Genomic DNA, 26,200 nt, shown 5'->3' with positions numbered 1-26,200 from the left:
TCAGGCTCCCGTCCGGTCGAGGAACGTCGTCGGGATGACGGGTTCGCCGCGCGACATCTGGTGGGCCTGTGCCGGCAGCTCGGCGCGCGCCCGCTCGTGACGCTCACGGGCCGCCTGCAGCGGCTCGGCGCCGACGGCCTCCCCGTCGCGCACCAGCTCCCGGATGAGCGGCCGGTGGTCGTCGCCGTCCGGGGGAGTGCCGGTGCCGACGACCTCCTCGACAGCCACGCCGGCGGCGTCGCGGCGCCGGACGGCGAACTTCAGGCCGCCGTGGGAGATCTTGGCCGGGCTGCGCTTCTCGACCGCCTGCATCGTGCCGTCCGCACCCTCCCGGGCGACCAGCTTGTAGACGAAGCCGGCGGTCGGGTGGCCGGAGCCGGTGACGAGCTGGGTGCCGACGCCGTAGGCGTCGACCGGGGCGGAGGCCAGCGCCGCGATCGCGTGCTCGTCGAGGTCGCTGGTGACCACGATGCGCGTCCCGGTGGCGCCGAGGGTGTCGAGCTGGGCGCGGACCTTGTGAGCGATCTCGCCGAGGTCGCCGGAGTCCAGCCGGACGGCGCCGAGATCGGTACCGGCCACCTCGACGCCCAGGGCGACGGCCTCCTCGACGTCGTAGGTGTCGACGAGGAGGGTGGTGCCCGTGCCGAGCGAGGCCACCTGGGCCCGGAACGCGTCCTCCTCGCTGTCGTGGAGGAGCGTGAAGCTGTGGGCGCTGGTGCCGGCGGTCGGGACGCCGTACCGCTGGCGGGCCGCGAGGTTGGAGCTCGACGCGAAGCCGGCGAGGTAGGCGGCGCGGGCACTGGCGACGGCGGCCTCCTCGTGGGTGCGGCGCGACCCCATCTCGATGCAGGGCCGGTCGCCCGCGGCGAGCGTCATCCGGGACGCCGCGCTGGCGATGGCGCTGTCGTGGTTGTAGACCGACAGCAGCAGTGTCTCCAGGACGACGGCCTCGACGAAGCTGGCCTCCACGCGCAGCAGCGGCGAGAACGGGAAGTAGGCCTCGCCCTCGCCGTAGCCCCACATGGAGCCCGTGAACCGGTAGTCCGCCAGCCAGTCGAGCGTCGGGCCGTCGACGACGTCGGCCAGCGTGGCGAGGGCCTCGTCGTCGAAGTGGAACCGCTCGACGGCCTCCAGCACGCGGCCGACGCCGGCCACGACGCCGTACCGGCGGCCCTCGGGGAGCCGCCGCGGGAACAGCTCGAAGACGGAGCGCCGGTGCGCGGTGCCGGCGGCGAGTGCCGCCTGGACCATGGTGAGCTCGTAGTGGTCGGTCAGCAGGGCGGTGGAGCCACGGTCGGCGCGAGTCACCGGGCCAGCGTAGGAGACGACCACCTGTGCCACGATGGCCCCGTGAGCGCAGCGAGCCCGGTCGAGGTCGACCCGACACTCACACCGGACGAGATCACGTTCCTGGCCAAGCCGTGGGTGACGATCGTGTGGAACGACCCGGTGAACCTGATGTCGTACGTCACCTTCGTCTTCCAGAAGTACTTCGGCTACGACAAGCAGAAGGCCGAGAAGCTCATGCTCGAGGTCCACAACGACGGCAAGTCGGCGGTCAGCACCGGCTCGCGCGAGGAGATGGAGCGCGACGTGCAGGCGATGCACGAGTACGGCCTCTGGGCCACGATGGAGCAGGCCACGTGACCGGATTCGCCCGGCACCGCCGGAGCGGGCGCGTCATCGCCACCTTCACCGGGTTCGAGGCCGACCTGCTCCGCTCGCTCGCGTCCCAGCTCGTCGAGCTGCTGCGCAACGAGGCCGCCGCCCCGCACGGGTCCGGCGACCCGCTCGAGGCGATGCTCGACTTCAGCGGCCCCACCACCGAGCCCGAGGACCCGGTCCTCGCGCGGCTGTTCCCCACGGCGTACCCCCAGGACGAGGAGGCGGCGGCCGAGTTCCGGCGCTTCACCGAGGGCGGGCTGCGCGACGGCAAGGCCAACGGCGCCTGCGCGATCATCGACGGCCTCGAGGACGCCGGCCTGCCCGCGGAGCTCACCGAGGACGGCCTGATGATCGACGTCGAGCTCGAGCCGGCGGCGGCGATCGTGTGGCTGCGCTCGTTCACCGACCTGCGGCTCGCCCTGGCGACCCGGCTCGGGGTCGAGGACGGCGACGAGGAGTACTGGATGTCGCTGCCCGACGACGACCCGCGCGCCCAGGCCCACGACATCTACGAGTGGGTCGGCTACCTCCAGGAGACCCTCGTCGAGGCGCTCTCTGCCTAAGGGGTCGGCGAGCGGTCTTCGTCACACCCACGCATCCACATGCTGGGTGGAGGTGCTTCCGGGGTCCGGCCGTCTCTACCCTTGAGACGTGCTGACCATCGACCGGGCGACGTACGACGCCATCGTCGCGCACGCCAAGCGCGACCACCCCGACGAGGCGTGCGGCATCGTGGCGGGCCCGGAGGGCAGCGACCGGCCCGAGCGGGTCGTGGAGATGGTCAACGCCGCGGGCAGCCCGACGTTCTACGAGTTCGACTCCACGGACCTGCTGCAGCTGTACAAGGAGATGGACGCCCGGGACGAGGAGCCCGTGGTCGTCTACCACTCCCACACCGCGACCGAGGCCTACCCGAGCCGCACCGACATCGGCCTGGCGAGCGAGCCGAACGCCCACTACGTGCTGGTGTCCACACGCGAGCACGGGAATAACGACGGCCCTGTGGAGTTCAGGTCCTACAGGATCGTCGACGGCACCGTGACCGAGGAAGAGGTCGTCGTCGTCGACGAGCTCCCCCCGAACTGACCGCAAGTCGACAGCAGAAGTCGACAGCCCCCGGAAGCAACCGAGGAGACAACCATGGCCATCGAGGTCCGAATCCCGACCATCCTGCGCACCTACACCGGCGGCGAGAAGGCCGTCACCGGCGACGGTGCCAGCCTGAGCGCGCTGATCGACGACCTCGAGGCGAACCACCCGGGCATCAAGGAGCGCCTCATCGAGGACGGCGACCTGCGCCGGTTCGTCAACGTCTACATCAACGACGAGGACGTGCGCTTCATCGGCGGCCTCGAGGCCGAGCTGTCCGACGGCGACCAGGTGGTCGTGCTGCCGGCCGTCGCGGGCGGCTGACCCACCCGCCCATGCGCGCCGACAACCTGCTGGCCTCGGTCGGCAACACCCCGCTGGTCGGGCTGCCGAGGCTCTCGCCGAGCCCCGACGTCCGGCTGTGGGCCAAGCTCGAGGACCGCAACCCGACGGGCTCCATCAAGGACCGTCCGGCGCTGCGGATGATCGAGGAGGCCGAGAAGGACGGCGTGCTCCGCCCGGGCTGCACGATCCTGGAGCCCACCTCGGGCAACACCGGCATCTCGCTGGCCATGGCCGCGAAGCTCAAGGGCTACCGGCTCGTCTGCGTGATGCCGGAGAACACCTCCGAGGAGCGGCGGCTGCTGCTGCGCATGTGGGGCGCGGAGATCTTCTCCTCGCCGGCGGCGGGCGGCTCCAACGAGGCGGTCCGGGTGGCCAAGAAGATGGCCGCCGAGCACCCCGACTGGGTGATGCTCTACCAGTACGGCAACGCGGCCAACGCCCTCGCCCACGAGGAGGGGACCGGCCCCGAGCTGCTCGCCGACCTGCCCGGCATCACGCACTTCGTCGCGGGCCTCGGCACCACCGGCACCCTCATGGGCGTCAGCCGTTACTTCCGCAAGGCCAAGCCCGACGTCCGGATCGTCGCCGCCGAGCCACGGTACGGCGAGCTGGTCTACGGCCTGCGCAACCTCGACGAGGGCTTCGTGCCCGAGCTGTACGACGCCGAGCTGATCGACGGCCGGTTCTCCGTCGGGCCGCGCGACGCCGTACGCCGGGTCCGTGAGCTGCTCGAGCTCGAGGGCATCTTCGCCGGCATCTCGACCGGTGCGATCCTGCACGCCGCTCTGGCGCAGGCGGCCAAGGCGGTCAAGGCCGGCGAGTCGGCGGACATCGCGTTCATCGTGTGCGACGGTGGCTGGAAGTACCTCTCGACCGGCGCCTACGAGGGCACCGTCGACGAGGCCGAGGAACGACTCGAAGGGCAGCTCTGGGCGTGAGGACACGAGGGGCGTGGCGGGCCCTGGTCCCGCTCATGCTCCTCGGCTCCGTTTTCTTCGGCGTACCTGCCGGGCCCGCCGGCGCCGGCGTCGCCGAGCCGCCGGTGGCCGTGGAGCTGCCGACTGTGTCGGGCGACGCCGTCTACCGCGGCTTGCTCGTCGCCGACCCCGGAACCTGGACCGGTGAGGGCGAGCTCGAGCACGCCTACCGGTGGTTCCGCGAGGAGCAGGAGATCGACGGCGCGACGCGTCCCCGCTACCGGCCCGGTCTCGACGACCTCGGCCACCGGCTGCACGTCGTGGTGACCACCACCGACGAGTCCGGACAGAGCGGCACGGCGGCGAGCGAGCCCACGGATCGTGTCCGCAAGGCGTCGTTCGCGGTGGCCGAGCGGCCCTCGGTCGACGGTGTCGCCCGCTTCACGCGCCGGCTGACCGCCGACCCCGGCACCTGGCAGCCGCGTCGCCACGCGGTGCGGTACCGCTGGTTCCGTGGCGACCGACCCATCACGGGCGCCACCTCCCGCCGCTACCGGCTCCAGGCCGCTGACGTGGGGGAGCGGGTCCGGGTCCGGGTGACCGTCCGCAAGGAGGGCTACCGCGTAGCCCGTGCGTTCTCGCGCGGCCGGAAGGTCGGCCACCTCGTGCCCGTCCGCCGCTCGGTGACGTACCGGATCGAGACCCGCGGCCGGATCACCGCCTCGATGAAGGTCTTCCGCCGCCAGGTGGCCCAGACCCTCGCAGACCCGCGCGGCTGGCGCTCGGCGGGTGTCTCGTTCCGCCGGGTGGCCTCCGGGGGCAGCTTCTCGGTCGTGCTGGCCGAGGCGAGCACCGTGCCGTCGTTCTCGCCCGTGTGCAGCGCCAGCTGGAGCTGCCGGGTCGGCCGCTACGTGATCATCAACCAGATGCGCTGGCAGCACGCCACCCCGTCGTGGAACCACGCGCGCAAGTCGCTGCGCAGCTACCGCCACATGGTGCTCAACCACGAGACCGGCCACTGGCTCGGCCACGGCCACCTCGGCTGCGGCGGTCGCGGCCAGCTGGCGCCGGTGATGATGCAGCAGTCGAAGGGGCTCGACGGCTGCCGCCACAACCCGTGGCCGCTCCCCTCCGAGCGCTGGTACCGCTGAGCCACGGCGAGCCCGCTGGTCGAGCCCCTCGAGACCCCGTCGTATGGGCAGGGCGGTGACCTCACGGCGGTCGAGCCCGTCGAGACCCGGCCGGATCGACAGGGCGGTGACCTCACGGCGGTCGAGCCCGTCGAGACCCCGCGAGCCACGCACGGCGGTGAGGTACGCCGGTCGAGCCCGTCGAGACCCCTGAAGCCGGGGTGGTGGCATGCCCGCGCCCCCGCCGAGCGTTGCCTGGCGGGGTGTGGGGCGGGGCAGCTACTCCTCGGGTGGAGTCCCGGCGCGGTGGGCGTCGATCAGTCGCTGCCGACACGCGTCGGGGTCGGGGGTGACGTCGCGGGTTCCGGTCTCGTCACGCAGGTAGGCGTGTCCGTACGGACTGCGCCAGAGGAAGGTGCCGTCGTCGACGTGGGTGTAGGTCCAGCCGCCGTGGGTCTTGAGTCGGTGGTGCTTGCGACACAGGGCGGCAAGGTTGCAGCGACACGTCGGCCCGCCTGACTCCCCGTGCGGGATGACGTGGTCGTGGTCGCAGGCCTTGGCCTTGCGGGTGCACCAGGGGAAGACGCAGTGGTGGTCGCGGTCGTCGACCAGGTCGGCCAGCCGGTCGGGCACCTCGTACGCCCCCACCGGGGCGCAGCCGGACGGGTCGACCACCGGCTTCACGACGATCTGGGCGTCGGGTGCCGCGAGCCAGGTCCGGATCTGGTCGGTCGTCACCGGGCACCGCAGTCCTTCGACCCGACCGAGCGGGCCGGCACCGACCACGGCGTCCTCGGACACGTGGATCACGAGGCTGATCTTGCGGCGGCGGGTCGGCCGGCGGTGCAGCCGCCGCGGCCCGTCAGTCTCGGAGTCGCCGTCGTCGCTGCCGGTGAGGTCGAGGGTCTGCGCGCCGCGGGCGAGCTCCCCGACCGCCTTGGACCGCCGCACGTCCAGCGACTCCTCGGAGCCGAGCTGGCGCAGCTGGGTGGCGAGGTCGGCGACCGCGTGCTCGAGGTCCATGGCGTCGGCGGCTTCGAGGACGCCGTGGACGTCGACGGTGCCGTCCAGCGTGGCCTGGTCGAGGTGGATGTCGAAGCCGCGGTGGTCGGCCTTGGCCTTGAACCGCTCGGCCGCGAGGGCGGGGTCGTGGCGGGCGATCGCCTCGTCGACCAGGTCGTTCAACCGGGTGGGGCCGATCTTGTGGGCCACGTGGGCGACGTGGCAGTCGACGAACTCCGCCGCAGCCGGGCTGAGGGCGATGGTGTTCCGGGCGATGTGCCGGGCCCGCCAGGCCGGCAGGTCCCCGTGTACCACCCGTCGGTAGACCCGCGGGAGGCGGTAGCGGAGCTCGACCGCCTCACCCAGGTAGGCGCGGCCGGAGTCGGTGGACATGCCGAGCGAGGCGGCCCACTCGGCGACGCAGAACTCGGTGATCAGCGGGGTGCCCTCGCCGGCGATCGGGACCGCGGCCTCGGACCCGTCGAGCTCGAAGCCGGCGGCAACCTCGAGCGACTCGGCGGGGTGCTGGACCGCCCACTCCACCGCAAGCTGCAGCATCCGGGCCTCCGACCGCATCGCCGCCGCTCGCTGCTCGCGTGCGGCAGCGAGCACCCCGGCCGGGGAGTCGAGGCTGTCGCACACGGTGGCTGTCATGGGACTACTCAAGCAGCGACCACCGACAGTCCCGGCCCGAAAAGCCCGCGGTTGAGCCCATCTGAGGGAAGAAGAAGGTAAAGAAATCGCAGACCGCAACCCGAGCCGGTGGTTGAGGTGCGAGGCGCCCCAGCGCCGAGCCTCGAAGCCCCGGAAGTGAGGCAGGGCCCCGACCACCGAGGCAACGGGTCTCGACGGGCTCGACCGGCGTACCTCGCCGCCCTGCGTCGCTGGGTCTCGACGAGCTCGACCGGCTACATCGCGGCCCTGCCTCGGCTGCGGGGTTTCCCGTCTCGCTGCGCTCGCACCTCAACCACCGGTGCCACTGGGTCTCGACGGGCTCGACCGGCGTGGGTCGCTGCCCTGCCCACCGCGCCGGGTCTCGACGGGCTCGACCGGCGTGGGTCGCTGCCCTGCCCACCGCGCCGGGTCTCGACGAGCTCGACCGGCGTGGGTCGCTGCCCTGCCCACCGCGCCGGGTCTCGACGAGCTCGACCGGCTACATCGCCGCCCTGCCTCGGCTGCGGGGGTTTCGAGGCTCGCTGCGCTCGCACCTCAACCACCGGTGCCACTGGGTCTCGACGAGCTCGAACACCGTGTGGCCGCGCCACCGCTCCACGAGCTGCTCGGTTCGAAGCGATGGCGCGACACATCGTGACGCGACCTGACGTCGTCAGTCGGCCGTGACGAACTCGGCCGAGGAGAGCGTCTGGTTGCCGCCCCTCTCGATCGCGAGAACCTCCCACTCGTACTCGGTGTCCGGCTTCAGGAATCCGCGGGGGACCCGCATCCGGTTGGCGTCCGGGGGCATCGTCACGTCGAGCGTGATGTTGGGCAGGGCGCGGATGCCGGTGTCGGGCTCGACGACCAGCACCTGGTAGCCGATGATCGGGCTCCCGTTGGGCGGCGGCACCCGCCGCCAGCGGAGCACCGTGCGGTCCGGGTCCTGCGGGCCGGCGCCGTCGACCGGCCGCAGCAGCCGCGGGCCGTCGGGCAGGTCGTGGGTCAGCCTGGCCTTCCCGCGGTACCGCTCGCCCTCGAGACCACGGCCGCGGACCTTGTAGGTGCCGGCCGGCCACCGCTCGAGCAGCTCGTCCAACGGCAGTGTGTCGAACGTCGGCTCCGCGCTCTCCATGAACAGCTCGGTGCCGCCCTGCAGCGCCATGATCCCCTGCGTCCTGACCTTGAGGATCCTGCGGCCCGACGGGTCGTGGAGCGACATCCACTTCCACTGCTCCGCGTCCAGGAACAGCTGGATCCCGCCGTCGCCGTCGGTGTCGTTGATCTCGAACTTCAGGCGGGCGTCGTCGACCTTGACGACCTCACCGCGTGCGCCTCTGGTGGCCCGGTCGGCGTCTCCGGCCGGGTCCTGGTCGTCCGTGCCCGCCTGGCTGACGCCGGCCAGCCCACCGGCCAGCAGCGCCGTCGGCAGCATCAGTGCCAGCAGCCTCCTCATGACTACTCCCTCTCCTCGGCCCCCGGTCTCGTCCCCGCGCGGTCACCGTCCCGACGGCGACGCTAGGAAACGCAGGTGAGGGATCGATGAGCGGTTCAGACGAGCGCGGAGGGGAGCGCGTCGCGGTAGCTGCGGATGCCGCCCGCGGACTCCGCGGCGAGCACGGCACGGGCGACCGCCCGGGTCACGCACCGGGCGGCGACCGTCAGCAGCTCGTGGAACGCCGCGGGGTCCGGGGCCGCGCGTCCGCCCGTGGCGAGGGTGAAGACGGTGTCCCCGTCGAACATCGTGTGGACCGGGTCGATCGCGCGGGCCAGGCCGTCGTGGCCGATGCCGCTGACCTTGGCGCACTGCGCCTTGGTGAGGGTGGCGTCGGTGGCGAGCACGACCAGGGTGGTCGCGAGCGGTGCGGGGTACGGCGTGACCGCGCCACCCGCCAGCCGCGCCGCCTCCAGCTCCTCGGCGTCGGGACGCCGCAGCGGCGGCAGGTCGCCCGGCAGGCAGTGCCGCGCGGCGTACAGCTCCCCGGTCGCCGGGTCGACGCAGGACCCGATCGGGTTGGCGACGACCAGCGCCCCGACGGTCGAGCCGTCGGGGAGCGGGGCCGCGCAGGTGCCGACGCCGCCCTTGAGCCCCCCGGCGCGGGCACCGGTCCCCGCACCGAGGCTTCCCTCGGCCACCTGCCCCGAGGCGGCGTCGTACGCCGCGGCGCCGAGCGCAGCGTCGGGGTGGTTGCGGAAGACGCCCCCGCGGCCGAGGTCGAAGATGACGGCCGCCGGCACGATGGGGACGACCTCGCCCGGCCCGCCCACGGGGTAGCCGATACCGGCGTCGAGCAGGCGCCCCATGACGCCGTCCACGGCTGCAAGCCCGGGTGCCGAGCCGCCCGTCAGCACCACGGCGTGGATCCGCTCGACGGCGTTGCGCGGGTCCAGCAGGTCCGTCTCCCGGGTGCCGGGCCCGCCGCCCCGGACGTCGACGCCGGCCACGGCGCCCTCGGGCCCGGGCAGCACCACGGTCACCCCGGTCAGCCAGCCGTCGCCGGTGCGCTGCGCGTGGCCGACCCGGACCCCGGGCACGTCGGTGATCGATCCCGCCATCAGAACGGCCCTCCGCGCGGGTCGACGATGTCGACGGTGCAGGCCACGGTCCGTGTCTCGAACCGAGGGTCGCCGAGCAGCCTGTCGGCCAGCGCGTGACTGCCGCCTATCCCCGTCCACGAGCTGTCGACGTCGAGCGCCATGAACCACGCGTGGTCGTCGGGCCACATCGCCGCCGGACTGCCCAGCCCCATCCCGTCGGCGCGAGCCGGCATCCCGACGTCGCGGGCGACAGCGTCGGCGGGTGCCCCACGGAAGAGCAGGTACTCCCGGTCCGGGTGGTCCTGCGGCAGCCGGACCCGCGGCCCGGCGAGGGCCTCCCGCGGCATCAGCCCGGGGTGGTCGGTGTAGCCGTCGCCCTCCCACCAGGCGATCCAGCAGTCGTCGGGCGTGCCGGTGTGCTCCGCGAGCACCTCGGTGAGGGAGGTGAAGACCCGGTCGTCGAGGTTGCCCTCGACGTCGGCCAGCGTGAAGACGCGGTCGTCCTCGTCGTCGAGCGGGTGCAGCACCTGGACGTACGCGGCGAAGCCCCGCGGCCCGATCGTGCAGAGCTGCTGCCAGGGCTCGTCGCGCCCCGCCCACCAGTCGGCGTGCGAGACGTCCGGCTCGAAGCGCAGGGCCATGCCCCCAGTGTGGCCCGTCAGCCGGATCCGGTCAGCGGGGGAGCGCGCTGGACCGCCAGCCGCCCGGCCCGTGCGGCAGCGTGCGGCGCACCTTGCGGTGGTGCGCCGACCACTCCGACACGGGCCGTCGCGCCGGCGGCTCGCCGCCGCCGCCGAGTGAGGAGAGGACCGCCACGAGGGCGGCCACCTCCTCCGGCGTGGCGTCGCCGTTGACGACCCTGAGAAGGGGCTTGGTCTCGACGGGCTCGGCCGCCGTGCCGTCGCCTTCGCTCCCGCCGCTCACAGCGGGATGTTCCCGTGCTTCTTGGCCGGCAGCGACTCGCGCTTGGTGCGCAACAGCCGCAGCGCCCGGACGACCTCGACCCGCGTCTCGTGCGGTGCGATGACGGCGTCGACGTAGCCGCGCTCGGCCGCGAGGTACGGGTTGGCCAGGTGGTCCTCGTACTCGGTGATCAGCTCGGCGCGACGCTCGGCCTCGTTGCCCTGCTCCGTCGCCTCCTTGATCTCCTTGCGGTAGAGGATGTTGACCGCGCCCTGCGCCCCCATCACCGCGATCTGGGCGGTGGGCCAGGCGAGGTTGATGTCGGCGCCGAGGTGCTTGGACCCCATGACGACGTAGGCGCCGCCGTAGGCCTTGCGGGTGATGATGGTGACCAGCGGGACGGTGGCCTCGGAGTAGGCGTAGATCAGCTTCGCGCCGCGGCGGATGATGCCGTTGTACTCCTGGTCGGTACCGGGCAGGAAGCCGGGCACGTCGACGAACGTCAGCACCGGGATGTTGAAGGCGTCGCAGAACCGCACGAACCGCGCGGCCTTCTCGGAGGCGTCGATGTCGAGGGTGCCGGCGAACTGCATCGGCTGGTTGGCCACGACACCGACCGAGTGGCCCTCCACGCGGCCGAAGCCGACGACGATGTTGGGCGCGAACAGCTCCTGGACCTCGAGGAACTCCTCGTCGTCGACGACCGTCCTGATGACGTCGTGCATGTCGTAGGGCTGGTTCGGCGAGTCCGGGATGATCGAGTCGAGCGCCCGGTCGACGTCGGTGAAGTCGAGCTCGGCGGGCTCGTCGAACGTCGGCACCTCGTCGAGGTTGTTCTGCGGGAGGAACGAGAGCAGCGCCTTGACGTACTCGATCGCGTCCTCCTCGTCGTGGCCCATGTAGTGGGCGTTGCCGGAGCGCGTGTTGTGGGTCCGGGCGCCGCCGAGCTCCTCCATGGTCACGTCCTCGCCGGTGACCGTCTTGATGACGTCGGGACCGGTGATGAACATGCTCGACGTGCCGTCGACCATGATCGTGAAGTCGGTGACGGCGGGGGAGTAGGAGTGGCCGCCGGCGCAGGAGCCCATGATCATCGAGATCTGCGGGATCACGCCCGACGCGTGGACGTTGCGGCGGAAGATCTCGCCGTACAGGCCGAGCGAGACCACGCCCTCCTGGATGCGGGCGCCGGCACCCTCGTTGATGCCGATGATCGGGCAACCGGTCTTGATGGCGAGGTCCATGACCTTGGTGATCTTCTCGCCGTAGACCTCGCCCAGCGAGCCACCGAAGACGGTGAAGTCCTGGGAGAACACGCACACCTGGCGGCCGTCGATGGTGCCGTAGCCGGTCACCACGCCGTCGCCGTAGGGCCGCCGCTCCTCCAGCCCGAACGCCGTGGACCGGTGTCGCGCGAGCTCGTCCAGCTCGACGAAGGAGCCCTCGTCGAACAGCATCTCGATGCGCTCGCGGGCGGTCTTGCGCCCCTTCGCGTGCTGCTTCTCGACCGCCTTGGCGGATCCGGCATGGACCGCCTCGTCGAGGCGGCGCCCGAGATCCTCGAGCTTGCCCGCGGTGGTGTGGATGTCGATGCCCTGAGGGACGTCGGTGCCCTCGCCCGGCTGGGTCGCCGGTCGTGCCTGCTCTGCGCTCACGCCTGTGGCCTCCTCGGAGAGTTCATCGGCAGACTAGTGCCCGTGACCGCGCACCCGCCCCCTCGCCCACCACTCGACCGCGAACGACTCGCCGCGGTGCCCTCCGGGCGGCTGTCGTACGACGTCGACGTGCTCGACGAGACCCGCAGCACGAACGCGGTCCTGACCGAGCGGGCGCGCGGCGGGGCGGCCGAGGGGCTGGTCGTGGTTGCGGAGCACCAGACGGCCGGCCGGGGCCGTCTCGACCGGTCCTGGGAGGTGCCGGCGAGGTCCGGGCTGACCTTCTCGGTCCTGCTCCGCCCGCCGGTCGCGCCGGCCCGCTGGCCGTGGCTGCCGCTGCTCACCGGCCTGGCCGTCCAGGGCGCGGTCGGCATCGGGTCGGAGCTCAAGTGGCCCAACGACCTGCTGATCGGCGAGCGCAAGGTCGCCGGCCTGCTCGTCGAGCTCGTCGACACCCCCGACGGCCCGGCAGCGGTCGTCGGCGTCGGCCTGAACGTGTCGATGACCCAGGAGGAGCTGCCCGTCCCCACCGCGACGTCGCTGGCCATCGCCGGCCACGACCGAAACCGCACGGACCTGCTGATCGAGATCCTCGTCGAGCTCGACCGGCAGTACGCCGCGTGGTCGTCGCCCGGGGCCGGCGACGAGCTGCTGCGCTCGTCGTACAGCCGCCACTGCGCCACCATCGGGCAGCTGGTGCGGGTCGAGCTGCCCGGCGGCGACTCGTTCACCGGCACCGCCGTGGACGTCGACCGGTCGGGCCGGCTGGTGGTCCGGTCGGGCGCGGAGACGACGGTGGTCGGGGCGGGCGACGTCATTCACGTGCGTCCCGCGGGGTGACATGATCGCCCCGTGGCGTTCCCCGAGAAGCTCCTGAACGAGGGCGAGCACGTCGTCGTCAGCACCCGCACGCATCCCAAGGTGCTCGCGGGGCCGGTCGTCGTGCTGGTCCTGGTGCTGGCTGCCGCGGCCGTGGTGCAGCGGGTCGGCACGGGTGCGGCCTTCGACGTGCTGCACCTCGTCACCTGGCTGGTGGCGGCCGTGCTCGTGGTGTGGTTCGTGCTCCGGCCGTTCGTTGCGTGGGCGACCACGACGTACACCTTCACCAACCGGCGCTTCATGAAGCGTTCCGGGCTGATCGCCAAGGAGGGCCGCACGATCCCGCTCAACCGCATCAGCGGCGTCGACTTCGAGATCGGCGTGATCGACCGGCTGTTCGGCTGCGGCACCCTCGTGGTGACCGACGCCAGCGAGCAGGGCCGGGTCGAGCTCGACGACATCCCCCGGGTCGAGCAGGTGCAGCTGCAGGTGGCGGAGGAGCTCCATCGCCTCTCGCAGCGCGAGAGCGAGCGCAGCGACGATGGCGCCTGAGGGCGCGTCGGGGGACGAGTCGCAGCAGGACCAGCCGCAGGACGAGCCGCAGAACCAGCCACAGCCGGCCGCGGAAGGCCCCCGCGCGGAGCTCGAGCGCGCCATCCTGCGCGAGGCCCCGACGCTCAACGCGCTCGAGGTCGCCGCGACGACCGGCCTCGACGTCGACGCGCTGCGGCGGCTCTGGCGGGCGCTCGGCTTCCCCGAGCACGGCCTCGAGGTGGCCTTCACCGAGGGCGACACCGACGCGGTCTCGACGCTGTCCGGGCTCGTCGACAGCGGAGTCATCAACTTCGACATGGCCGTCAACCTGACCCGGGCGCTCGGCCAGACCATGGCCCGGCTCGCCGACTGGGAGGTGGCGACTCTCGCCCACCGCGTCGAGGAGCTCGAGGCGGGGGAGCAGGCCATGGGCAGCCGCCGCGCCCAGGCGCTGCGGCTGGTCGAGGAGATGAACGAGTCGTTCGAGGGGCTCCTGGTCTACGCCTGGCGCCGCCACCTCGCCGCGGCGGTCACCCGCCTCGAGGCGCTCGGCGCGAGCGAGGACGACCTGCACACCGCCAACGTGACGGTCGGCTTCGCCGACATCGTCAGCTTCACGGCGCTGTCGAACGAGATCACGCACGCCCGGATCGGCGAGCTGGTCGAGGTCTTCGAGTCCCGCTGTGCCGACGTCGTCGCGGCCCACCGGGGCCGGGTCATCAAGAGCATCGGCGACTCGGTGCTGTTCGTGAACCCCGACCCCATCAGCGCCTTCGACACCGCGGCCGGGATCATCAACGTGATCGGCCGCGACAGCCGGATGCCCGACGTCCGCCTGGGCCTCGCCAGCGGCTCCGTCGTGATGCGGCTCGGCGACGTCTTCGGCCCGCCGGTCAACCTCGCCTCGCGGCTCACCAACGTCGCCCGCCGCAACCGGATCATCATCGACGCCGCCACGGCGGAGCGGCTGCCGGCCGACCAGTTCGAGACGCGGCGGCTGCCGGCGCGGCCGGTGCGCGGCTTCGGGCTGCTGGAGCCGGTCGCCGTACGCCGCCACTAGGCCGGGCAGGCCCGGGAGGCGGGGGCGGCACGCTCCCACGGCCGGCACCGTGCCACAAGACCGCGAAGGTAAAGAAAACCTCTTGCTTTCGCGATTCGGCTCCGTTGCGCAGCGCACCTTCCTACCGTGTCGGTGTGCTCAAGGTGCAGGACGTCGTCGTCGACCCGGAGAGCCGCCGTGCCTGGCGGGCCGGGCGCGAGGTCGTGCTGTCCCGCAAGGAGTTCGACCTGGTCCACGCGCTGATCGCGCGGGCCGGCGACATCGTCACCCGCGACGAGCTGATGCGGGAGGTCTGGCAGACGTCGTTCTGGACGTCGTCGAAGACCATCGACGTCCACCTCGGGTGGGTGCGGCGCAAGCTCGGCGACGACAGCAGGCGGCCGACGCTCATCACCACGATCCGCGGCAAGGGGCTGCGGTTCGAGACCGAGCACAGCCGCTCCCTGGTGCACGACTAGTCTGCGGGGCGTGCCCCACCCCGACCGCGCACCCACGCTCGCCGTCATCGGCGGCGGCCAGCTCGCCCGGATGATGGCCCAGCCGGCGATCGCCCTCGGCCTGCCGCTGCGCCTGCTCGCCGAGGCCGAGGGCGTGTCTGCCGCGCAGGTGATCCCCGACCAGACGGTCGGCGACTACCGCGACCTGGACACGCTGCGGAAGGTCACCGACGGCTGCGTCGTCGTCACCTTCGACCACGAGCACGTCCCGACCGAGCACCTCCACGCCCTCGAGGAGGCCGGGGTCGCCGTCCGGCCCGGCCCCGAGGCCCTGGTCCACGCCCAGGACAAGGCGGTGATGCGGGCCCGGCTCGACGAGCTGGGAGTGCCGTCGCCGCGTCACGCGGTCGTCTCGTCGGTGGCGGAGGTGGAGGCGTTCGGGCTGCCGTGCGTCCTGAAGACCACCCGCGGCGGGTACGACGGCAAGGGCGTGTGGTTCGCCCGCTCCGCCGACGACGCCGCCACCGCGCTGCGGGCCGCCGAGGAGTCCGGGGTGCGGCTGCTGGCCGAGGAGCTCGTCGACTTCCGGCGTGAGCTGTCCGCGCTGGTGGCGCGCTCCCCGAGCGGTCAGGCCGCGGCGTACCCCGTCGTCGCCTCGACGCAGAAGGACGGCATCTGCCACGAGGTGGTCGCCCCGGCGCCCGACCTCGACCCCGACCTCGCCGGCGAGGCCCAGGCCATCGCGCTGAAGGTCGCCGGTGAGCTCGGCGTCACCGGCATCCTGGCCGTGGAGATGTTCGAGACCCGCGACGGCCGGGTGCTGGTCAACGAGCTCGCGATGCGGCCCCACAACACCGGTCACTGGACGCAGGACGGCGCGGTCACCTCGCAGTTCGAGAACCACCTGCGCGCGGTCATGGACCTGCCGCTCGGCTCGCCCGCGCCGCGCGCCCGCTGGACGGTCATGGTCAACATCCTCGGCGGCGACGTCGAGACCGGCCGGCTGTACGACGGCTACCCGCACGCGCTCGCCCGGGACCCCCACCTGCGGGTCCACCTGTACGGCAAGGACCTGCGCCCGGGGCGCAAGGTCGGCCACGTGAACGCCTACGGCGACGACCTCGACGACTGCCTGGAGCGGGCGCGGCACGCCGCCGCCTGGTTCCGCGGAGACCTGGGAGACCACAGTGAGTGAGCAGCAGGCGGGCACCGCGGGCGGGCCTCGCGTCGGCATCGTGATGGGCTCCGACTCCGACTGGCCGGTCATGGAGGCCGCGGCGACGGCGCTGGCCGAGTTCGACGTGCCGTTCGAGGCCGACGTCGTCTCCGCCCACCGGATGCCGGACGCGATGCTGGCCTACGGCCGCGACGCGGCGGACCGCGGGCTGCAGGTCATCATCGCGGGCGCGGGCGGCGCCGCCCACCTGCCCGGGATGCTGGCGGCGGTCACCCCGCTGCCCGTCATCGGGGTCCCGGTGCCGCTGAAGTACCTCGACGGCATGGACTCGCTGCTCTCGATCGTGCAGATGCCTGCGGGCGTGCCGGTGGCGACCGTGGCGATCGGCAACGCCCGCAACGCGGGCCTGCTGGCGGTGCGCATCCTCGCCGCGGCCGACCCGGACCTGCAGCGCCGGATGGTCGACTTCCAGGACGACCTGCGCCGGGCGGCCGAGGAGAAGGGCGCCGTGGTCCGCGACGCGTCGGCGCCGCGGCGCATCGGTTTCTGAGAGACCCTCAGCCGGTGCCGGGGCAGGATCGAGGCGTGACCTCAGCCCCGGCCCCACCGGCCAGCCGGACCGACCGCCGCCTGGTCGGCGTCGACGTCGCCCGCTGCCTGGCGCTGCTGGGGATGGTCGCCACCCACGTCCTCGACCCGAGGAACGCTGCCGGCGAGCTGACGCTGGCCCAGTCGATCTCGGGGGGCCGCGCGTCCGCGCTGTTCGCTGTGCTGGCGGGCCTGAGCCTGGCGCTGATGACCGGCCGGACGACGCCGCTGCGGGGCTCCGAGCGGTGGGCGCGCAGCGCCGGGATCGCCGTCCGGGCGCTGCTCATCGGCGGCCTCGGGCTATGGCTGGGAGGTCTGGACACCGGGATCGCGGTGATCCTCACCTACTACGCGCTGCTCTTCCTGCTCGGCATCCCGTTCCTGGGGCTGCGCGCCCCGGCCCTCGCCGCGCTCGCCGGCGTCTGGCTGGTGGCCGCGCCGGTGGTCTCCCACCTGGTGCGGCCGTCACTGCCCGACCGCACCTTCAACAGCCCGTCGTTCAGCCGGCTCGACGACCCGTGGCCGTTCCTCACCGAGCTGACCTTCACCGGCTACTACCCGGTGGTGCCGTGGCTCGCCTATCTGCTCGCCGGGATGGCGCTCGGGCGGCTGGACCTCACCGACCGCCGAGTGCAGGCGCTCGTCGCCGGGGCCGGGGGAGTGCTCGCCGCGACCGCGGTGATCGTGTCCCGCAGCCTGACCGCCCAGCCGGAGCTGGTCACGCCGCTCATCGGCGCGGGTGGGCCGGCCGCGCGCACGGGGCCCGAGCTGCTCGACCTGATCGCCCGCGGCCTCTACGGCACCACCCCGACCGGCGGGGCCTGGGAGTGGCTGCTCGTGGTCGCCCCGCACACCGGCACGCCGTTCGACCTCGCGCACACCATCGGGTCGGCGTGGCTGGTCATCGGCGTCACGCTGCTGGTGCTGGGACTGCTGCCCGCGGCCGGCCGGCGCGTGGTCGCCGTCGCCTTCGGCGCGGGTGCGATGACGCTGTCCCTGTACACGCTGCACGTGCTGATGCGGACCCCCGACGTCCCGCCCGCCGAGGAGCCGGACTCCTTCGCCGTGCACGTGGCGGTGCTGCTCGGCATCGGCGCGGTCTACGCGCTCACCCGCTCCCGCGGCCCCCTCGAGCGGGTCGTCGCCTGGGCCGCTTCGGGCGTGACGCGGCTGGCGCGAGCGGCGTAGAGTCGACAGCGTGAGCACCGCCTCCGAGGCGGACGTCCGTCGCGTGACCTCACCGGACGGAACGGCACTGGCCGTCTACGTCTCCGGGCGGGGGCGGCCGCTCGTGGTCGTGCCCGGCTCCACCAACGACCACAGCGCCTGGGACCTCGTCGTCCCGCTGCTCGCGCGCCGCGCGCGTGTGCACGTCATGGACCGGCGCGGCTACGGGCACTCCGACGACGGCGACCCCGCCGACCCCTACGACATCACCCGCGAGTACGCCGACGTCGCCGCAGTCGTCGAGTCGGCGGCCACCGACCACGGCGGCCCGATCGACCTGCTCGGCCACTCCTACGGCGGCAACCTGTGCTTCGGCGCCGTGGGACTGACCTCACGCGTCCGGCGGCTGGTCCTCTACGAGGGATGGCCGGTGCCGAACCCGGCCCACCGAGCGTCGCCGCCGGAGCTCCTGGCCGAGCTCGACGGTTTCCTGCACCTGGGCCTCCGCGAGGCGATGCTGCGGCTCTTCTATCGAGAGGTGGTCGGGCGGACGGAGGAGGAGATCGCCCAGGTGGAGGCGTCCCCGGGCTGGGCCGGTCGGGTGGCGGCTGCCCACGCGGTACCGCGGGAGCTGCGGGCGTTTGCCTCCCAGGCCTTCGACCCGGCGGCCGCCGCACGGATCGGCATCCCGGTCCTGATGCTCGTCGGAGAGCTCAGCCCCGCCGCTCTGCGTGCCGACCCCGAGGTCGTCGCGGCCGCCCTGCCGGACGCGCGGATCCGCGAGCTCGCGGGCCAGGCGCACACGGCCCACCTGGCGGACCCCGAGGCACTCGCGGCGGCGGTGCTGGAGTTCCTGGCCGACTGAGCAGGCGACTCAGGTGTCGCGGACCCGGCCGCGCAGCGCCTTGGTCTCGGCGCGCTGCCGCTTGGCCTCGAGCCGGCGCCGCTGCGAGCCCCGGGTCGGCTTCGTCGGCCGGCGCTTCGGGGGAGGGGGAGCGAGCGCTGCGCGCAGCAGCGCAGCCAGGCGCTCGCGGGCCGCGACCCGGTTGCGGTGCTGGCTGCGGTGCTCGGAGGCGTCGACGACCAGTCGGCCGTCTACGAGTCGTCCGCCCAGCCGGGCGACGGCACGCTCCCGCTGGGCGTCGTCGAGCGCCGACGACGCGGAGACGTCGTACTCGAGCTCGACGCGGCTGTCGGTGGTGTTGACGCCCTGCCCGCCGGGCCCGGAGGACCGGCTGAAGCGCTCGACCAGCTCACCGGCGGGGATGGTCAACCCTCCGGGGATGCCGGGGCCCGGCGGCACCCGCAGGTCCGTGCCCGGGGCGCTCACGTCGCGCCCCCGACCCGGCTCAACGGGAGTGGGAGGTGTTGTCGACCCCGTTGAAGAAGTACGCCGGGAAGCCCGGGGTGTCGGGCTGGTCCTTGATGCACACCACCCCGTCGCCGTTCTTGTCGAACTTGGTGAGTGCGCCTTCGCGGACGAGGGCAGCCAGCGCGTCCAGGTCGGGCACGCCGAAGGCCTCCAGCGCGGCCTCCAATGTGCCGAACTCCTGCTCCAGTCCCGCCAACGTGAGCACCCACAGCAGGCTGCTGGTGTCCCCGCCGCCCGCCGGCAGGGTGGTGGCGCTCCACTGCACGCCGGGGCAGCCGCCGACCGGCTTCACCGCCTCCGCGGGCGAGGCGAGGACCGTGAGGCCGGCGGTGAGGACGAGGGCCGCGGTCGCGGCCAGGGATCGGCTGGATCGGCTGGGTCGGCTGGGTCGGCTGGGTCGGATGTTCATGGCGACGTCCCTTCTCCTGGGACGAGGATCCGGCGGCGCCGAGGCCGGCACCATCCCCTGGTTGGGGGGAAACGGGAGTATTCCTGGGGGTCACGCGGCCCCGCGGCGCCACTCCATGGCCGGGCAGGTGTCCATCACCATCGGGATCCCGGCCCTCGTGGTGCGCTCGAAGGCCTCGTGGTCGACGACCCCGAGCTGGAACCACACCCCGCGGGCCCCGACCGCCACGGCCTGGTCGGCGAACTCGCCGGCCGCCTCGGATCGGCGGAAGACGTCGACCACGTCGACCGGGAAGGGCACCTCCGCCAGCGTCGCGTAGCCCTGCTCGCCGAGCACCACGGGCGCGTCGGGGTGGATCGGGACGATCCGCTTGCCGCGCCGCTGCAGCAGCTCGGCGATCCGGTACGCCGTGCGGCTGGGGTCGCCGGACAGGCCCACGACGGCCCAGGTGTCGCACTCCTCGAGCATGAAGTCGATGTTCTTGCGGTCGAGCCAGTCGGACACGATCACTCCTTTGTTGTCCCCCCGAGCATTCCCTGCATCTTTTCCCCACAACCCTCTACCCGTCAGTAGCGTTCCCCGACTGCCTTGAGGGAGGCAGCACCGAGATGCTTCGGGAGGGAGCACACTTCATGGACCTCAGCACCTGCACCAGCGTCACCAAGCGGGTCGCGGCCACCGCCGCGGCGTCCGCCCTCGCCGCAGGGGCGCTCGTCGCCGCCTCGGCGACGCCCGCCCAGGCCGTCGTGGCCAGCACCGACTACGTCTGCGCGGTCCCGACGGTGGGCAGCTTCACCGTCCCGGTGCGGATGGACGTCCCGGCGCTCGACGCGGTCACGCAGATCAACGCCGGCCAGACCGTTCCGGAGAGCCTGATGAACCTCGGCGGCACCCACGCCGTCGACCTCACCTTCGGCCTGCCGGCCACGCTGGCGGGAACGCTCACCTCGCTCGGCGGTGTCTCCGCCCTCGACCTGCCGGACTTCGGCCTGGGCCTCGGCGACGCCTCGGTTCCGCTGGCGGGTGCCGCGATCGGAGCGATCCGTTCCGGCGACGCGGGCGCGCTGCTGGTCGGGGCCACCGCCACGAACGGCGCGTTCACCACGCCGGTGGCGGGCGACTACCCGATCCTCATGCCGCGCACCTTCACGATGGTGCCGACGGTCGGTGCCCTCGGTCCGGTCCCGATCACCTGCGCGACCGAGAACCCGGGCACCGTCAAGACGCTGCCGGTCGTCAAGAACACCTCGGCCACGACGGCGAAGCCGGCGAAGAAGAAGTTCGTCAAGGGCCAGGCGGCGAAGTTGAAGGCCGTCGTCACCGGCCAGACGCTGACGCCCTCGGGCAAGGTCGTCGCCAAGAAGGGCGCGAAGACGGTCGGGCGCGGCACGCTGGACGACGCCGGCAAGGCCGTGATCAACCTGGGGAAGCTCAAGCCCGGCGTGCACAGGTTCACCGTGAAGTACCTCGGCTCGGGCTACCACGACAAGAGCGCCACCGAGGGCCCGGTGACCGTCAAGGTCGTCCGCTGACGTGACCGGGTGGCCGGCGGCCGGGGTCCACTCCGGCCGCTGGTTACCCGGAAGTACCATCCGGGCATGAGCTCCGACTTCCCGATGTACGCACTCTCCGAGGAGCACCAGGCGGTGCGCGAGGCGGTCCGCGCGATCTGCGACGCCAAGGTCGCGCCGTACGCCGCCGAGGTCGACGAGGAGGCCCGCTACCCGCAGGAGGCGGCCGACGCGCTGCTCGCGGCGGACTTCCACGCACCGCACGTCCCGGAGGAGTACGGCGGCGCAGGTGCCGACGCGCTGGCCACGGTCATCGTGATCGAGGAGGTTGCCCGGGCGTGCGCCTCGAGCAGCCTCATCCCCGCGGTCAACAAGCTCGGCTCGCTGCCGGTGGAGCTCGCGGGCGGCGAGGAGCTCAAGAAGAAGTACCTCGGCGCGCTCGCCCGCGGCGAGGGCGGCTTCTCCTACTGCCTGTCCGAGCCCGACGCCGGCTCCGACGCGGCCGGGATGAAGACCAAGGCCGTCTTCGAGCCCGGCAGCGACGGCGGCCACTACATCCTCAACGGCGTCAAGCGCTGGATCACCAACGCCGGCGTCTCGGAGTTCTACACGGTCCTCGCCGTGACCGACCCGGAGAAGCGGAGCAGGGGCATCTCGGCGTTCGTCGTGGAGAAGTCCGACGAGGGGGTCTCCTTCGGCGCCCCGGAGAAGAAGCTCGGCATCAAGGGCTCGCCGACCCGCGAGGTGTACCTCGACAACGTGCGCCTTCCCGCCGACCGGATGATCGGCGAGGAGGGCAGGGGGTTCGAGCTCGCGCTGCGGACGCTCGACCACACCCGCGTCACGATCGCCGCCCAGGCCGTCGGCATCGCCCAGGGTGCTCTGGACTACGCCCTCGGCTACGCCCAGGAGCGCCAGCAGTTCGGCAAGCCGATCGCCGACTTCCAGGGCCTGCAGTTCATGCTCGCCGACATGGGCATGAAGGTGGAGGCGGCCCGTCAGATGACGTACGCCGCGGCCGGCCGCTCCGAGCGCGGCGACAAGGACCTGACCTTCTTCGGCGCGGCCGCGAAGTGCTTCGCCTCCGACGTCGCGATGGAGGTCACCACCAACGCGGTGCAGGTGCTCGGTGGCTACGGCTACACCCGTGAGTACCCCGTCGAGCGGATGATGCGCGACGCCAAGATCACCCAGATCTACGAGGGCACCAACCAGGTGCAGCGCATCGTGATGGCACGACAGCTCCTCTCCGGGATCCAGACCAACCTGTGATGCAGGGCCCGGCCCCAGCCTGACGGAAGCCCCGTCGATCGGGACCAAGGGCTCGGGGGACCCGTCCCTGGCCGGACCTAGTGTGGAAGCACGGGGACGGTCAGGAGGGTGGTACGCGTGGGCGACCAGCGAGATCTGGTGATCGAGACCCGTGGCCTGACCAAGCTGTTCGGTCACGTCGCCGCCATCGAGGACCTCGACCTGCACGTCGAGCGCGGGGAGGTCTTCGGCTTCCTCGGCCCGAACGGCGCGGGCAAGACCACCACGATGCGGGTCCTGGTGGACCAGATCCGGGCCACCAGGGGCAGCGCGCTGGTCCTCGGCATCGACAGCCGCGCCCAGTCGGTGGAGATCCGGCGCCACCTGGGCTACCTGCCGGGCGACTTGGCGCTCTACCCCCGGCTGACCGGCCAGCAGACGCTGGACTACTTCGCCCGGCTGCGCGGCGGCGTCGACCACGAGTACGTCGCCCACCTCGCCGAGCGCTTCGGTGCGGACCTGTCCCGGAAGGTGGGCGAGTACTCCACCGGCAACCGCCAGAAGATCGGCCTGATCCAGGCATTCATGCACCGGCCCGACCTGCTGGTGCTCGACGAGCCGACCATCGGCCTCGACCCGCTGGTCCAGCAGGAGTTCCACCTGCTCGTCGACGAGGTGCGCGCCGAGGGCCGCACCGTCTTCCTCTCCTCGCACACGCTGTCCGAGGTCGAGCGCGTCGCCGACCGGGTGGGCATCATCCGCAACGGCCACCTCGTGGTCGTCGAGCGGGTCGACGAGCTGAAGCGCAAGGCGATCCGCCGGATCGACTTCGAGTTCGCCGGCCACGTCCCCGCCGACCTGTTCGAGGGCGTCGGGGGCGTCCGCTCGGCCGAGATCGAGGGCCGGATCGCCAGGATCTCCTTCGAGGGGTCGGTCAACGCGATCCTGCAGGCCGCGATGGCCCACGAGGTGCTGAACCTGAACAGCCGGGAGTCGGACCTCGAGGAGATCTTCCTCGCCTACTACCGCGAGGACCGGGCGGACGCCGCGGACCAGGCGGCTGTCGCCGGCAGCGGGGAGACGCTCCGTGTCCACTGACGTCCTGGTCAAGGACCTGCGCGACCGGCGGACCTCGGTGACCACGGTCGGGCTGAGCCTCGTCGCGATGACGTTCTTCGTGCTGGGCATCTACTCCGGCATGCGGACGACCTTCGACGACCTGACCCGCGACTTCCCGCCCGAGCTGCTCGCCTTCATGGGCGGCGAGACCACCGGCGGCTACGTCGTCGCCGAGCTGTTCCACCTGATCGCGCCGGCGACGCTGGTCGGCTACGCCGTGGTCGCCGGGTCCGGCGCGACGGCCGGGGAGGAGCAGCGCCGGACGATGGGGATGCTGCTGGGGGCGCCGGTCAGCCGCACCGATGTGCTGCTGTCCAAGACGGCCGGCCTGGTCGCCGGGGTCGGCGCGACGACCGCGATGTTCATGCTCGGCGCCGTCGTCTCCTCGGTGGTCTGGGACGTGGGGCTCGAGGCGTCGAACGTCGCCGCCACCTCGCTGCACCTGGCGCTGCTGGCGCTGCTCTTCGGGCTCCTCGCCCTCGCGGTGGCCGCCGCCACCGGTCGGCCCGGCACGGCCGGCGCGGTGTCCGGGGGGCTCGCCCTGGCGTGCTACCTCGCCGACAGCATGCTGCCGCTGGCAGGTCACGAGCGGTGGGCCGAGGTGACGCCCTGGTTCTACTACGCCGGCAGCGACCCGCTGACGAACGGCCTCCACCTCGGCCACCTCGCGCTGCTTGCCGGCCTGTGCCTCGCGGCGGTCGCGGTGGCCGCCTGGGCCTTCGACCGACGCGACCTGCGGGGGTGAACCGTGACGCTCGCACCCACCCGCACCCGCGCCCGGCGTACCGACGCCCCCGGCACGCTCGCCGTGGGCGCCGAGGTCGTCCGGCAGGCGCTGGGTGAGCGGCGCACCACAGTGGGGGTCTTCTCCGCCGTCGTGATCGGCATGTCGCTCATGGTCGGCGGGATGTGGCCCTCCATGCAGGACACGCTCGCCGAGATGGCCGACGTCCTGCCGCCGGCCTTCGACGCCATGATGGCCGGCGCCGACCTCGGGACAGCGACCGGCTGGGTCAACGCGGAGCTCTTCTCGATGGTGGCGCCGGGCTGCCTCATCGCGGTCGGCATCATCTCGGCCGTCCGCTCGACGGCGGGGGAGGAGGACGGCAAGACGCTCGGCATGCTGCTCGGCGCCCCCGTCGGCCGGTCCACGTTCCTGGCGGCCAAGGCGGCGGCGATGCTGCTCCACGTGGCCCTCGTCGGCGTCGCGGCGGTCGTCGGACTGCTGCTCGCCGACCTTGTCGGCGGGCTGGGGCTGAGCCTGGGCGGGATCCTCTCGCTGGTGCTGCACACGTGCCTGCTGGCGGCCCTCTTCGGAGCGATCGCGCTCGCCCTCGGGGCCGGCACCGGCAGCCGCCGGATCGCGTACGCCGTGGCGGCGGGGCTGGCCACCGCGGCCTTCCTGGCGGCCGGCTTCCTGCCGCTGGTGGACTCGCTCGCGGGAGGCGCCGAGCTGAGCCCCTGGTACTGGTTCAACGCGACCGACCCGCTCGTGAACGGCGTCGACCCGGCCCACGCCGGCCTGCTGGCCGGCTCCACCCTGGCGGTCCTGCTGCTGGCGATCCCGGCCTTCCGCCGCCGCGACCTGAGCGGCTGACCGCCCGGGCGGGTCGTCACCCGGACTTCACCGGCTGTCCGGGTGTCCGGCGCGAGGGGTTGGCCCGACCTGACAGAGTGCAGGCATGCGGAAGCTGGGTGCGGCCACCAAGCGGGTCCTCCTCGAGGGCCTCGGCTGGCTGCTGGTCGCGGCCGGCATCGCCGCCATCTTCCTGCCCGGCCCGGGTCTGCTGATGCTCTTCGCCGGCGTGGTCGTCCTGTCGCAGCAGTACGAATGGGCCGAGCGCAGGGTCGAGCCGCTCAAGCAGCGGGCGCTGAAGGCGGCCTCGGACAGCGTCGAGACCTGGACCCGGATCGTGGCGTCCTCCGGTGTCGCCCTCGTGCTCATCGGCTTCGGCGCCCTGTGGATCTGGGACCCGCCCGCTCCTGGCTGGTGGCCGATGTCGGACGGCTGGTGGCTGGTCGGCGGCTGGGCCACCGGTCTCACGCAGGTGCTGTCCGGACTGATCGCCCTCGGGACGATCGCCTACAGCTACCGCCGGTTCCGGTCGCCCAGCCGGGCCTGACCCTCAGCTGCGGCCGATCAGGTCGAGCACGGCCTCGTTGAAGGCCGGCAGGTCGCCGGGGTTGCGGCTGGTGACGAGGTTCCCGTCGACCACGACCTCCTCGTCGACCCACTCGCCGCCCGCGTTGCGGATGTCGGTCTGCAGGCTCGGGAACGAGGTGAGCCGCTTCCCGCGCAGCACGTCCGCCTCGACCAGCGTCCACGGCGCGTGGCAGATCGCGGCGAGCGGCTTCCCGGACTCCGCGAAGGCCTTGATGAAGGCGACCGCGGACTCGTCCATGCGCAGCGCGTCGGGGTTCGCGACGCCTCCGGGCAGCACGAGGGCGTCGTACGCCGAGGCGTCCGCATCACCCACCACCTCGTCGACGTCGAAGGTGTCGGCCTTGTCGAGGTGGTCGAAGGCCTGCACCTTGCCGGACTCGGTGGAGAGCAGCCGCGGCGTGCCGCCGGCCTTCTCCACCGCCTGCCACGGCTCGGTGAGCTCCACCTGCTCGATTCCCTCGGTGGCCACCAGGAAGGCCACGGTCCTGCCGGTCAGGTCTGTCATCGTCCGTCTCCCTCGGGGTCGGTGGCGTTGTCCTGCTCCTCGGGGTCCAGGTCGACCCGCTCGGCGGCGTCCGCCTGGGAGACGCCCTCCTCGTCGGGGACCGCCTCGACGTCGACGGGTCGGTCGCTGGGCTCCGGGGGTTCCGGTGTCACGGTCATGAGGTGGGGTACCCGCTGCCCGGGCCGGCAT

32 protein-coding genes are annotated in these 26,200 nt (G+C 72.7%); 20 read left to right on the top strand and 12 right to left on the bottom strand.

Annotated features, from left to right (window positions below; all coding sequences use genetic code 11):
* Complete coding sequence (locus tag ACFP2E_RS14625) at positions 1 to 1,308, bottom strand: nicotinate phosphoribosyltransferase (protein WP_378523095.1); 1,308 nt, start codon at positions 1,306 to 1,308, stop codon at positions 1 to 3.
* Positions 1,309 to 1,350: 42 nt separating this feature from the next.
* Here ACFP2E_RS14625 and clpS point away from each other — a divergent pair, with 42 nt between their 5' ends.
* The 6 genes from clpS (at position 1,351) to ACFP2E_RS14595 (ending at position 5,167) form a co-directional block, all read left to right on the top strand.
* Positions 1,351 to 1,647 (top strand): ATP-dependent Clp protease adapter ClpS, encoded by a 297-nt coding sequence (clpS, locus tag ACFP2E_RS14620; protein ID WP_378523096.1) that lies wholly within the window; start codon positions 1,351 to 1,353, stop codon positions 1,645 to 1,647.
* The gene (locus tag ACFP2E_RS14615) at positions 1,644 to 2,228 is read left to right on the top strand and encodes a DUF2017 domain-containing protein (RefSeq protein WP_378523097.1); all 585 of its coding nucleotides are present in this window, start codon (positions 1,644 to 1,646) and stop codon (positions 2,226 to 2,228) included. The genes clpS and ACFP2E_RS14615 overlap by 4 nt, the downstream gene beginning before the upstream one ends.
* An 88-nt stretch (positions 2,229 to 2,316) precedes the next feature.
* The gene (locus ACFP2E_RS14610; protein WP_378523098.1) at positions 2,317 to 2,751 is read left to right on the top strand and encodes a Mov34/MPN/PAD-1 family protein; all 435 of its coding nucleotides are present in this window, start codon (positions 2,317 to 2,319) and stop codon (positions 2,749 to 2,751) included.
* 54 nt (positions 2,752 to 2,805) lie between these two features.
* Complete coding sequence (locus tag ACFP2E_RS14605; protein WP_378523099.1) at positions 2,806 to 3,078, top strand: MoaD family protein; 273 nt, start codon at positions 2,806 to 2,808, stop codon at positions 3,076 to 3,078.
* A gap of 11 nt (positions 3,079 to 3,089) precedes the next feature.
* The gene (locus tag ACFP2E_RS14600) at positions 3,090 to 4,037 is read left to right on the top strand and encodes a PLP-dependent cysteine synthase family protein (RefSeq protein WP_378523100.1); all 948 of its coding nucleotides are present in this window, start codon (positions 3,090 to 3,092) and stop codon (positions 4,035 to 4,037) included.
* Positions 4,034 to 5,167 (top strand): DUF3152 domain-containing protein, encoded by a 1,134-nt coding sequence (locus tag ACFP2E_RS14595; RefSeq protein WP_378523101.1) that lies wholly within the window; start codon positions 4,034 to 4,036, stop codon positions 5,165 to 5,167. The genes ACFP2E_RS14600 and ACFP2E_RS14595 overlap by 4 nt, the downstream gene beginning before the upstream one ends.
* 258 nt (positions 5,168 to 5,425) lie before the next feature.
* Here the strand turns inward: ACFP2E_RS14595 and ACFP2E_RS14590 are convergent, their stop codons facing one another.
* The 6 genes from ACFP2E_RS14590 to ACFP2E_RS14565 form a co-directional block, all read right to left on the bottom strand.
* Positions 5,426 to 6,802, bottom strand: coding sequence for a DUF222 domain-containing protein (locus tag ACFP2E_RS14590; protein ID WP_378523102.1), 1,377 nt, complete (start codon positions 6,800 to 6,802; stop codon positions 5,426 to 5,428).
* Positions 6,803 to 7,475: 673 nt separating this feature from the next.
* Positions 7,476 to 8,258 (bottom strand): fibronectin type III domain-containing protein, encoded by a 783-nt coding sequence (locus ACFP2E_RS14585; protein ID WP_378523103.1) that lies wholly within the window; start codon positions 8,256 to 8,258, stop codon positions 7,476 to 7,478.
* A 95-nt stretch (positions 8,259 to 8,353) separates the two neighbouring features.
* A complete protein-coding gene (locus ACFP2E_RS14580; protein WP_378523104.1) occupies positions 8,354 to 9,358 on the bottom strand; it encodes a P1 family peptidase in 1,005 nt (334 codons plus the stop codon).
* Positions 9,358 to 9,981, bottom strand: a complete 624-nt coding sequence (locus tag ACFP2E_RS14575) for a hypothetical protein (RefSeq protein WP_378523105.1) — start codon at positions 9,979 to 9,981, stop codon at positions 9,358 to 9,360. The genes ACFP2E_RS14580 and ACFP2E_RS14575 overlap by 1 nt, the downstream gene beginning before the upstream one ends.
* A gap of 31 nt (positions 9,982 to 10,012) precedes the next feature.
* Positions 10,013 to 10,264: an acyl-CoA carboxylase subunit epsilon gene (locus tag ACFP2E_RS14570; protein ID WP_378523106.1), complete on the bottom strand. Its 252-nt coding sequence runs from the start codon at positions 10,262 to 10,264 to the stop codon at positions 10,013 to 10,015.
* Positions 10,261 to 11,835: an acyl-CoA carboxylase subunit beta gene (locus ACFP2E_RS14565; RefSeq protein WP_378523153.1), complete on the bottom strand. Its 1,575-nt coding sequence runs from the start codon at positions 11,833 to 11,835 to the stop codon at positions 10,261 to 10,263. The genes ACFP2E_RS14570 and ACFP2E_RS14565 overlap by 4 nt, the downstream gene beginning before the upstream one ends.
* Before the next feature lie 105 nt (positions 11,836 to 11,940).
* Between ACFP2E_RS14565 and ACFP2E_RS14560 the strand changes: the two genes are divergently transcribed.
* The 8 genes from ACFP2E_RS14560 (at position 11,941) to ACFP2E_RS14525 (ending at position 18,545) form a co-directional block, all read left to right on the top strand.
* Complete coding sequence (locus tag ACFP2E_RS14560; protein ID WP_378523107.1) at positions 11,941 to 12,738, top strand: biotin--[acetyl-CoA-carboxylase] ligase; 798 nt, start codon at positions 11,941 to 11,943, stop codon at positions 12,736 to 12,738.
* Positions 12,739 to 12,750: 12 nt separating this feature from the next.
* Positions 12,751 to 13,269: a PH domain-containing protein gene (locus ACFP2E_RS14555; RefSeq protein ID WP_378523108.1), complete on the top strand. Its 519-nt coding sequence runs from the start codon at positions 12,751 to 12,753 to the stop codon at positions 13,267 to 13,269.
* The gene (locus ACFP2E_RS14550) at positions 13,259 to 14,311 is read left to right on the top strand and encodes an adenylate/guanylate cyclase domain-containing protein (protein ID WP_378523109.1); all 1,053 of its coding nucleotides are present in this window, start codon (positions 13,259 to 13,261) and stop codon (positions 14,309 to 14,311) included. The genes ACFP2E_RS14555 and ACFP2E_RS14550 overlap by 11 nt, the downstream gene beginning before the upstream one ends.
* Before the next feature lie 134 nt (positions 14,312 to 14,445).
* Entirely contained in the window at positions 14,446 to 14,769 is a 324-nt protein-coding gene (locus ACFP2E_RS14545; RefSeq protein ID WP_378523110.1) for a winged helix-turn-helix domain-containing protein, read from the top strand.
* A gap of 10 nt (positions 14,770 to 14,779) precedes the next feature.
* Positions 14,780 to 15,943, top strand: a complete 1,164-nt coding sequence (locus ACFP2E_RS14540; RefSeq protein WP_378523111.1) for a 5-(carboxyamino)imidazole ribonucleotide synthase — start codon at positions 14,780 to 14,782, stop codon at positions 15,941 to 15,943.
* On the top strand, positions 15,936 to 16,475 hold the full coding sequence (gene purE, locus ACFP2E_RS14535) for a 5-(carboxyamino)imidazole ribonucleotide mutase (RefSeq protein ID WP_378523112.1): 540 nt from the start codon (positions 15,936 to 15,938) through the stop codon (positions 16,473 to 16,475). The genes ACFP2E_RS14540 and purE overlap by 8 nt, the downstream gene beginning before the upstream one ends.
* A 35-nt stretch (positions 16,476 to 16,510) precedes the next feature.
* Positions 16,511 to 17,701: a heparan-alpha-glucosaminide N-acetyltransferase domain-containing protein gene (locus tag ACFP2E_RS14530; protein WP_378523113.1), complete on the top strand. Its 1,191-nt coding sequence runs from the start codon at positions 16,511 to 16,513 to the stop codon at positions 17,699 to 17,701.
* Between the two features lie 10 nt (positions 17,702 to 17,711).
* Positions 17,712 to 18,545, top strand: coding sequence for an alpha/beta fold hydrolase (locus tag ACFP2E_RS14525; protein WP_378523114.1), 834 nt, complete (start codon positions 17,712 to 17,714; stop codon positions 18,543 to 18,545).
* A gap of 9 nt (positions 18,546 to 18,554) precedes the next feature.
* Here ACFP2E_RS14525 and arfB read toward each other — a convergent pair whose 3' ends face one another.
* The 3 genes from arfB to ACFP2E_RS14510 form a co-directional block, all read right to left on the bottom strand.
* Positions 18,555 to 19,010 carry an alternative ribosome rescue aminoacyl-tRNA hydrolase ArfB gene (gene arfB, locus ACFP2E_RS14520; protein WP_378523115.1) on the bottom strand — a complete coding sequence of 152 codons (456 nt, stop codon included), beginning with the start codon at positions 19,008 to 19,010 and terminating at the stop codon, positions 18,555 to 18,557.
* A 19-nt stretch (positions 19,011 to 19,029) separates the two neighbouring features.
* Complete coding sequence (locus ACFP2E_RS14515) at positions 19,030 to 19,461, bottom strand: hypothetical protein (RefSeq protein WP_378523116.1); 432 nt, start codon at positions 19,459 to 19,461, stop codon at positions 19,030 to 19,032.
* Positions 19,462 to 19,551: 90 nt separating this feature from the next.
* Positions 19,552 to 19,965, bottom strand: coding sequence for a CoA-binding protein (locus tag ACFP2E_RS14510; RefSeq protein ID WP_378523117.1), 414 nt, complete (start codon positions 19,963 to 19,965; stop codon positions 19,552 to 19,554).
* Positions 19,966 to 20,093: 128 nt separating this feature from the next.
* Between ACFP2E_RS14510 and ACFP2E_RS14505 the strand changes: the two genes are divergently transcribed.
* From ACFP2E_RS14505 to ACFP2E_RS14480, 6 genes are all read left to right on the top strand, one after another.
* Complete coding sequence (locus ACFP2E_RS14505) at positions 20,094 to 20,993, top strand: Ig-like domain repeat protein (protein WP_378523118.1); 900 nt, start codon at positions 20,094 to 20,096, stop codon at positions 20,991 to 20,993.
* A 66-nt stretch (positions 20,994 to 21,059) separates the two neighbouring features.
* The gene (locus tag ACFP2E_RS14500) at positions 21,060 to 22,244 is read left to right on the top strand and encodes an acyl-CoA dehydrogenase family protein (protein WP_378523119.1); all 1,185 of its coding nucleotides are present in this window, start codon (positions 21,060 to 21,062) and stop codon (positions 22,242 to 22,244) included.
* A 117-nt stretch (positions 22,245 to 22,361) separates the two neighbouring features.
* Positions 22,362 to 23,321, top strand: a complete 960-nt coding sequence (locus ACFP2E_RS14495; RefSeq protein ID WP_378523120.1) for an ABC transporter ATP-binding protein — start codon at positions 22,362 to 22,364, stop codon at positions 23,319 to 23,321.
* Positions 23,311 to 24,087 carry an ABC transporter permease subunit gene (locus tag ACFP2E_RS14490; protein ID WP_378523121.1) on the top strand — a complete coding sequence of 259 codons (777 nt, stop codon included), beginning with the start codon at positions 23,311 to 23,313 and terminating at the stop codon, positions 24,085 to 24,087. The genes ACFP2E_RS14495 and ACFP2E_RS14490 overlap by 11 nt, the downstream gene beginning before the upstream one ends.
* A gap of 3 nt (positions 24,088 to 24,090) precedes the next feature.
* Entirely contained in the window at positions 24,091 to 24,939 is an 849-nt protein-coding gene (locus ACFP2E_RS14485; RefSeq protein ID WP_378523122.1) for an ABC transporter permease subunit, read from the top strand.
* A gap of 85 nt (positions 24,940 to 25,024) precedes the next feature.
* Positions 25,025 to 25,465 (top strand): PGPGW domain-containing protein, encoded by a 441-nt coding sequence (locus ACFP2E_RS14480; RefSeq protein WP_378523123.1) that lies wholly within the window; start codon positions 25,025 to 25,027, stop codon positions 25,463 to 25,465.
* Between the two features lie 3 nt (positions 25,466 to 25,468).
* Here ACFP2E_RS14480 and ACFP2E_RS14475 read toward each other — a convergent pair whose 3' ends face one another.
* Both ACFP2E_RS14475 and ACFP2E_RS14470 read right to left on the bottom strand, forming a co-directional pair.
* Positions 25,469 to 26,011, bottom strand: a complete 543-nt coding sequence (locus ACFP2E_RS14475; RefSeq protein WP_378523124.1) for a type 1 glutamine amidotransferase domain-containing protein — start codon at positions 26,009 to 26,011, stop codon at positions 25,469 to 25,471.
* Positions 26,008 to 26,163 carry a hypothetical protein gene (locus ACFP2E_RS14470; protein ID WP_378523125.1) on the bottom strand — a complete coding sequence of 52 codons (156 nt, stop codon included), beginning with the start codon at positions 26,161 to 26,163 and terminating at the stop codon, positions 26,008 to 26,010. The genes ACFP2E_RS14475 and ACFP2E_RS14470 overlap by 4 nt, the downstream gene beginning before the upstream one ends.
* Positions 26,164 to 26,200 lie beyond the last annotated feature (37 nt).

Source organism: Nocardioides sp. GCM10027114 (assembly GCF_042659625.1).
GTDB lineage: Bacteria > Actinomycetota > Actinomycetes > Propionibacteriales > Nocardioidaceae > Nocardioides.
The sequence above is the reverse complement of the archived record's forward strand: the minus strand, read 5'-3'. Positions and strand labels throughout refer to the sequence as shown.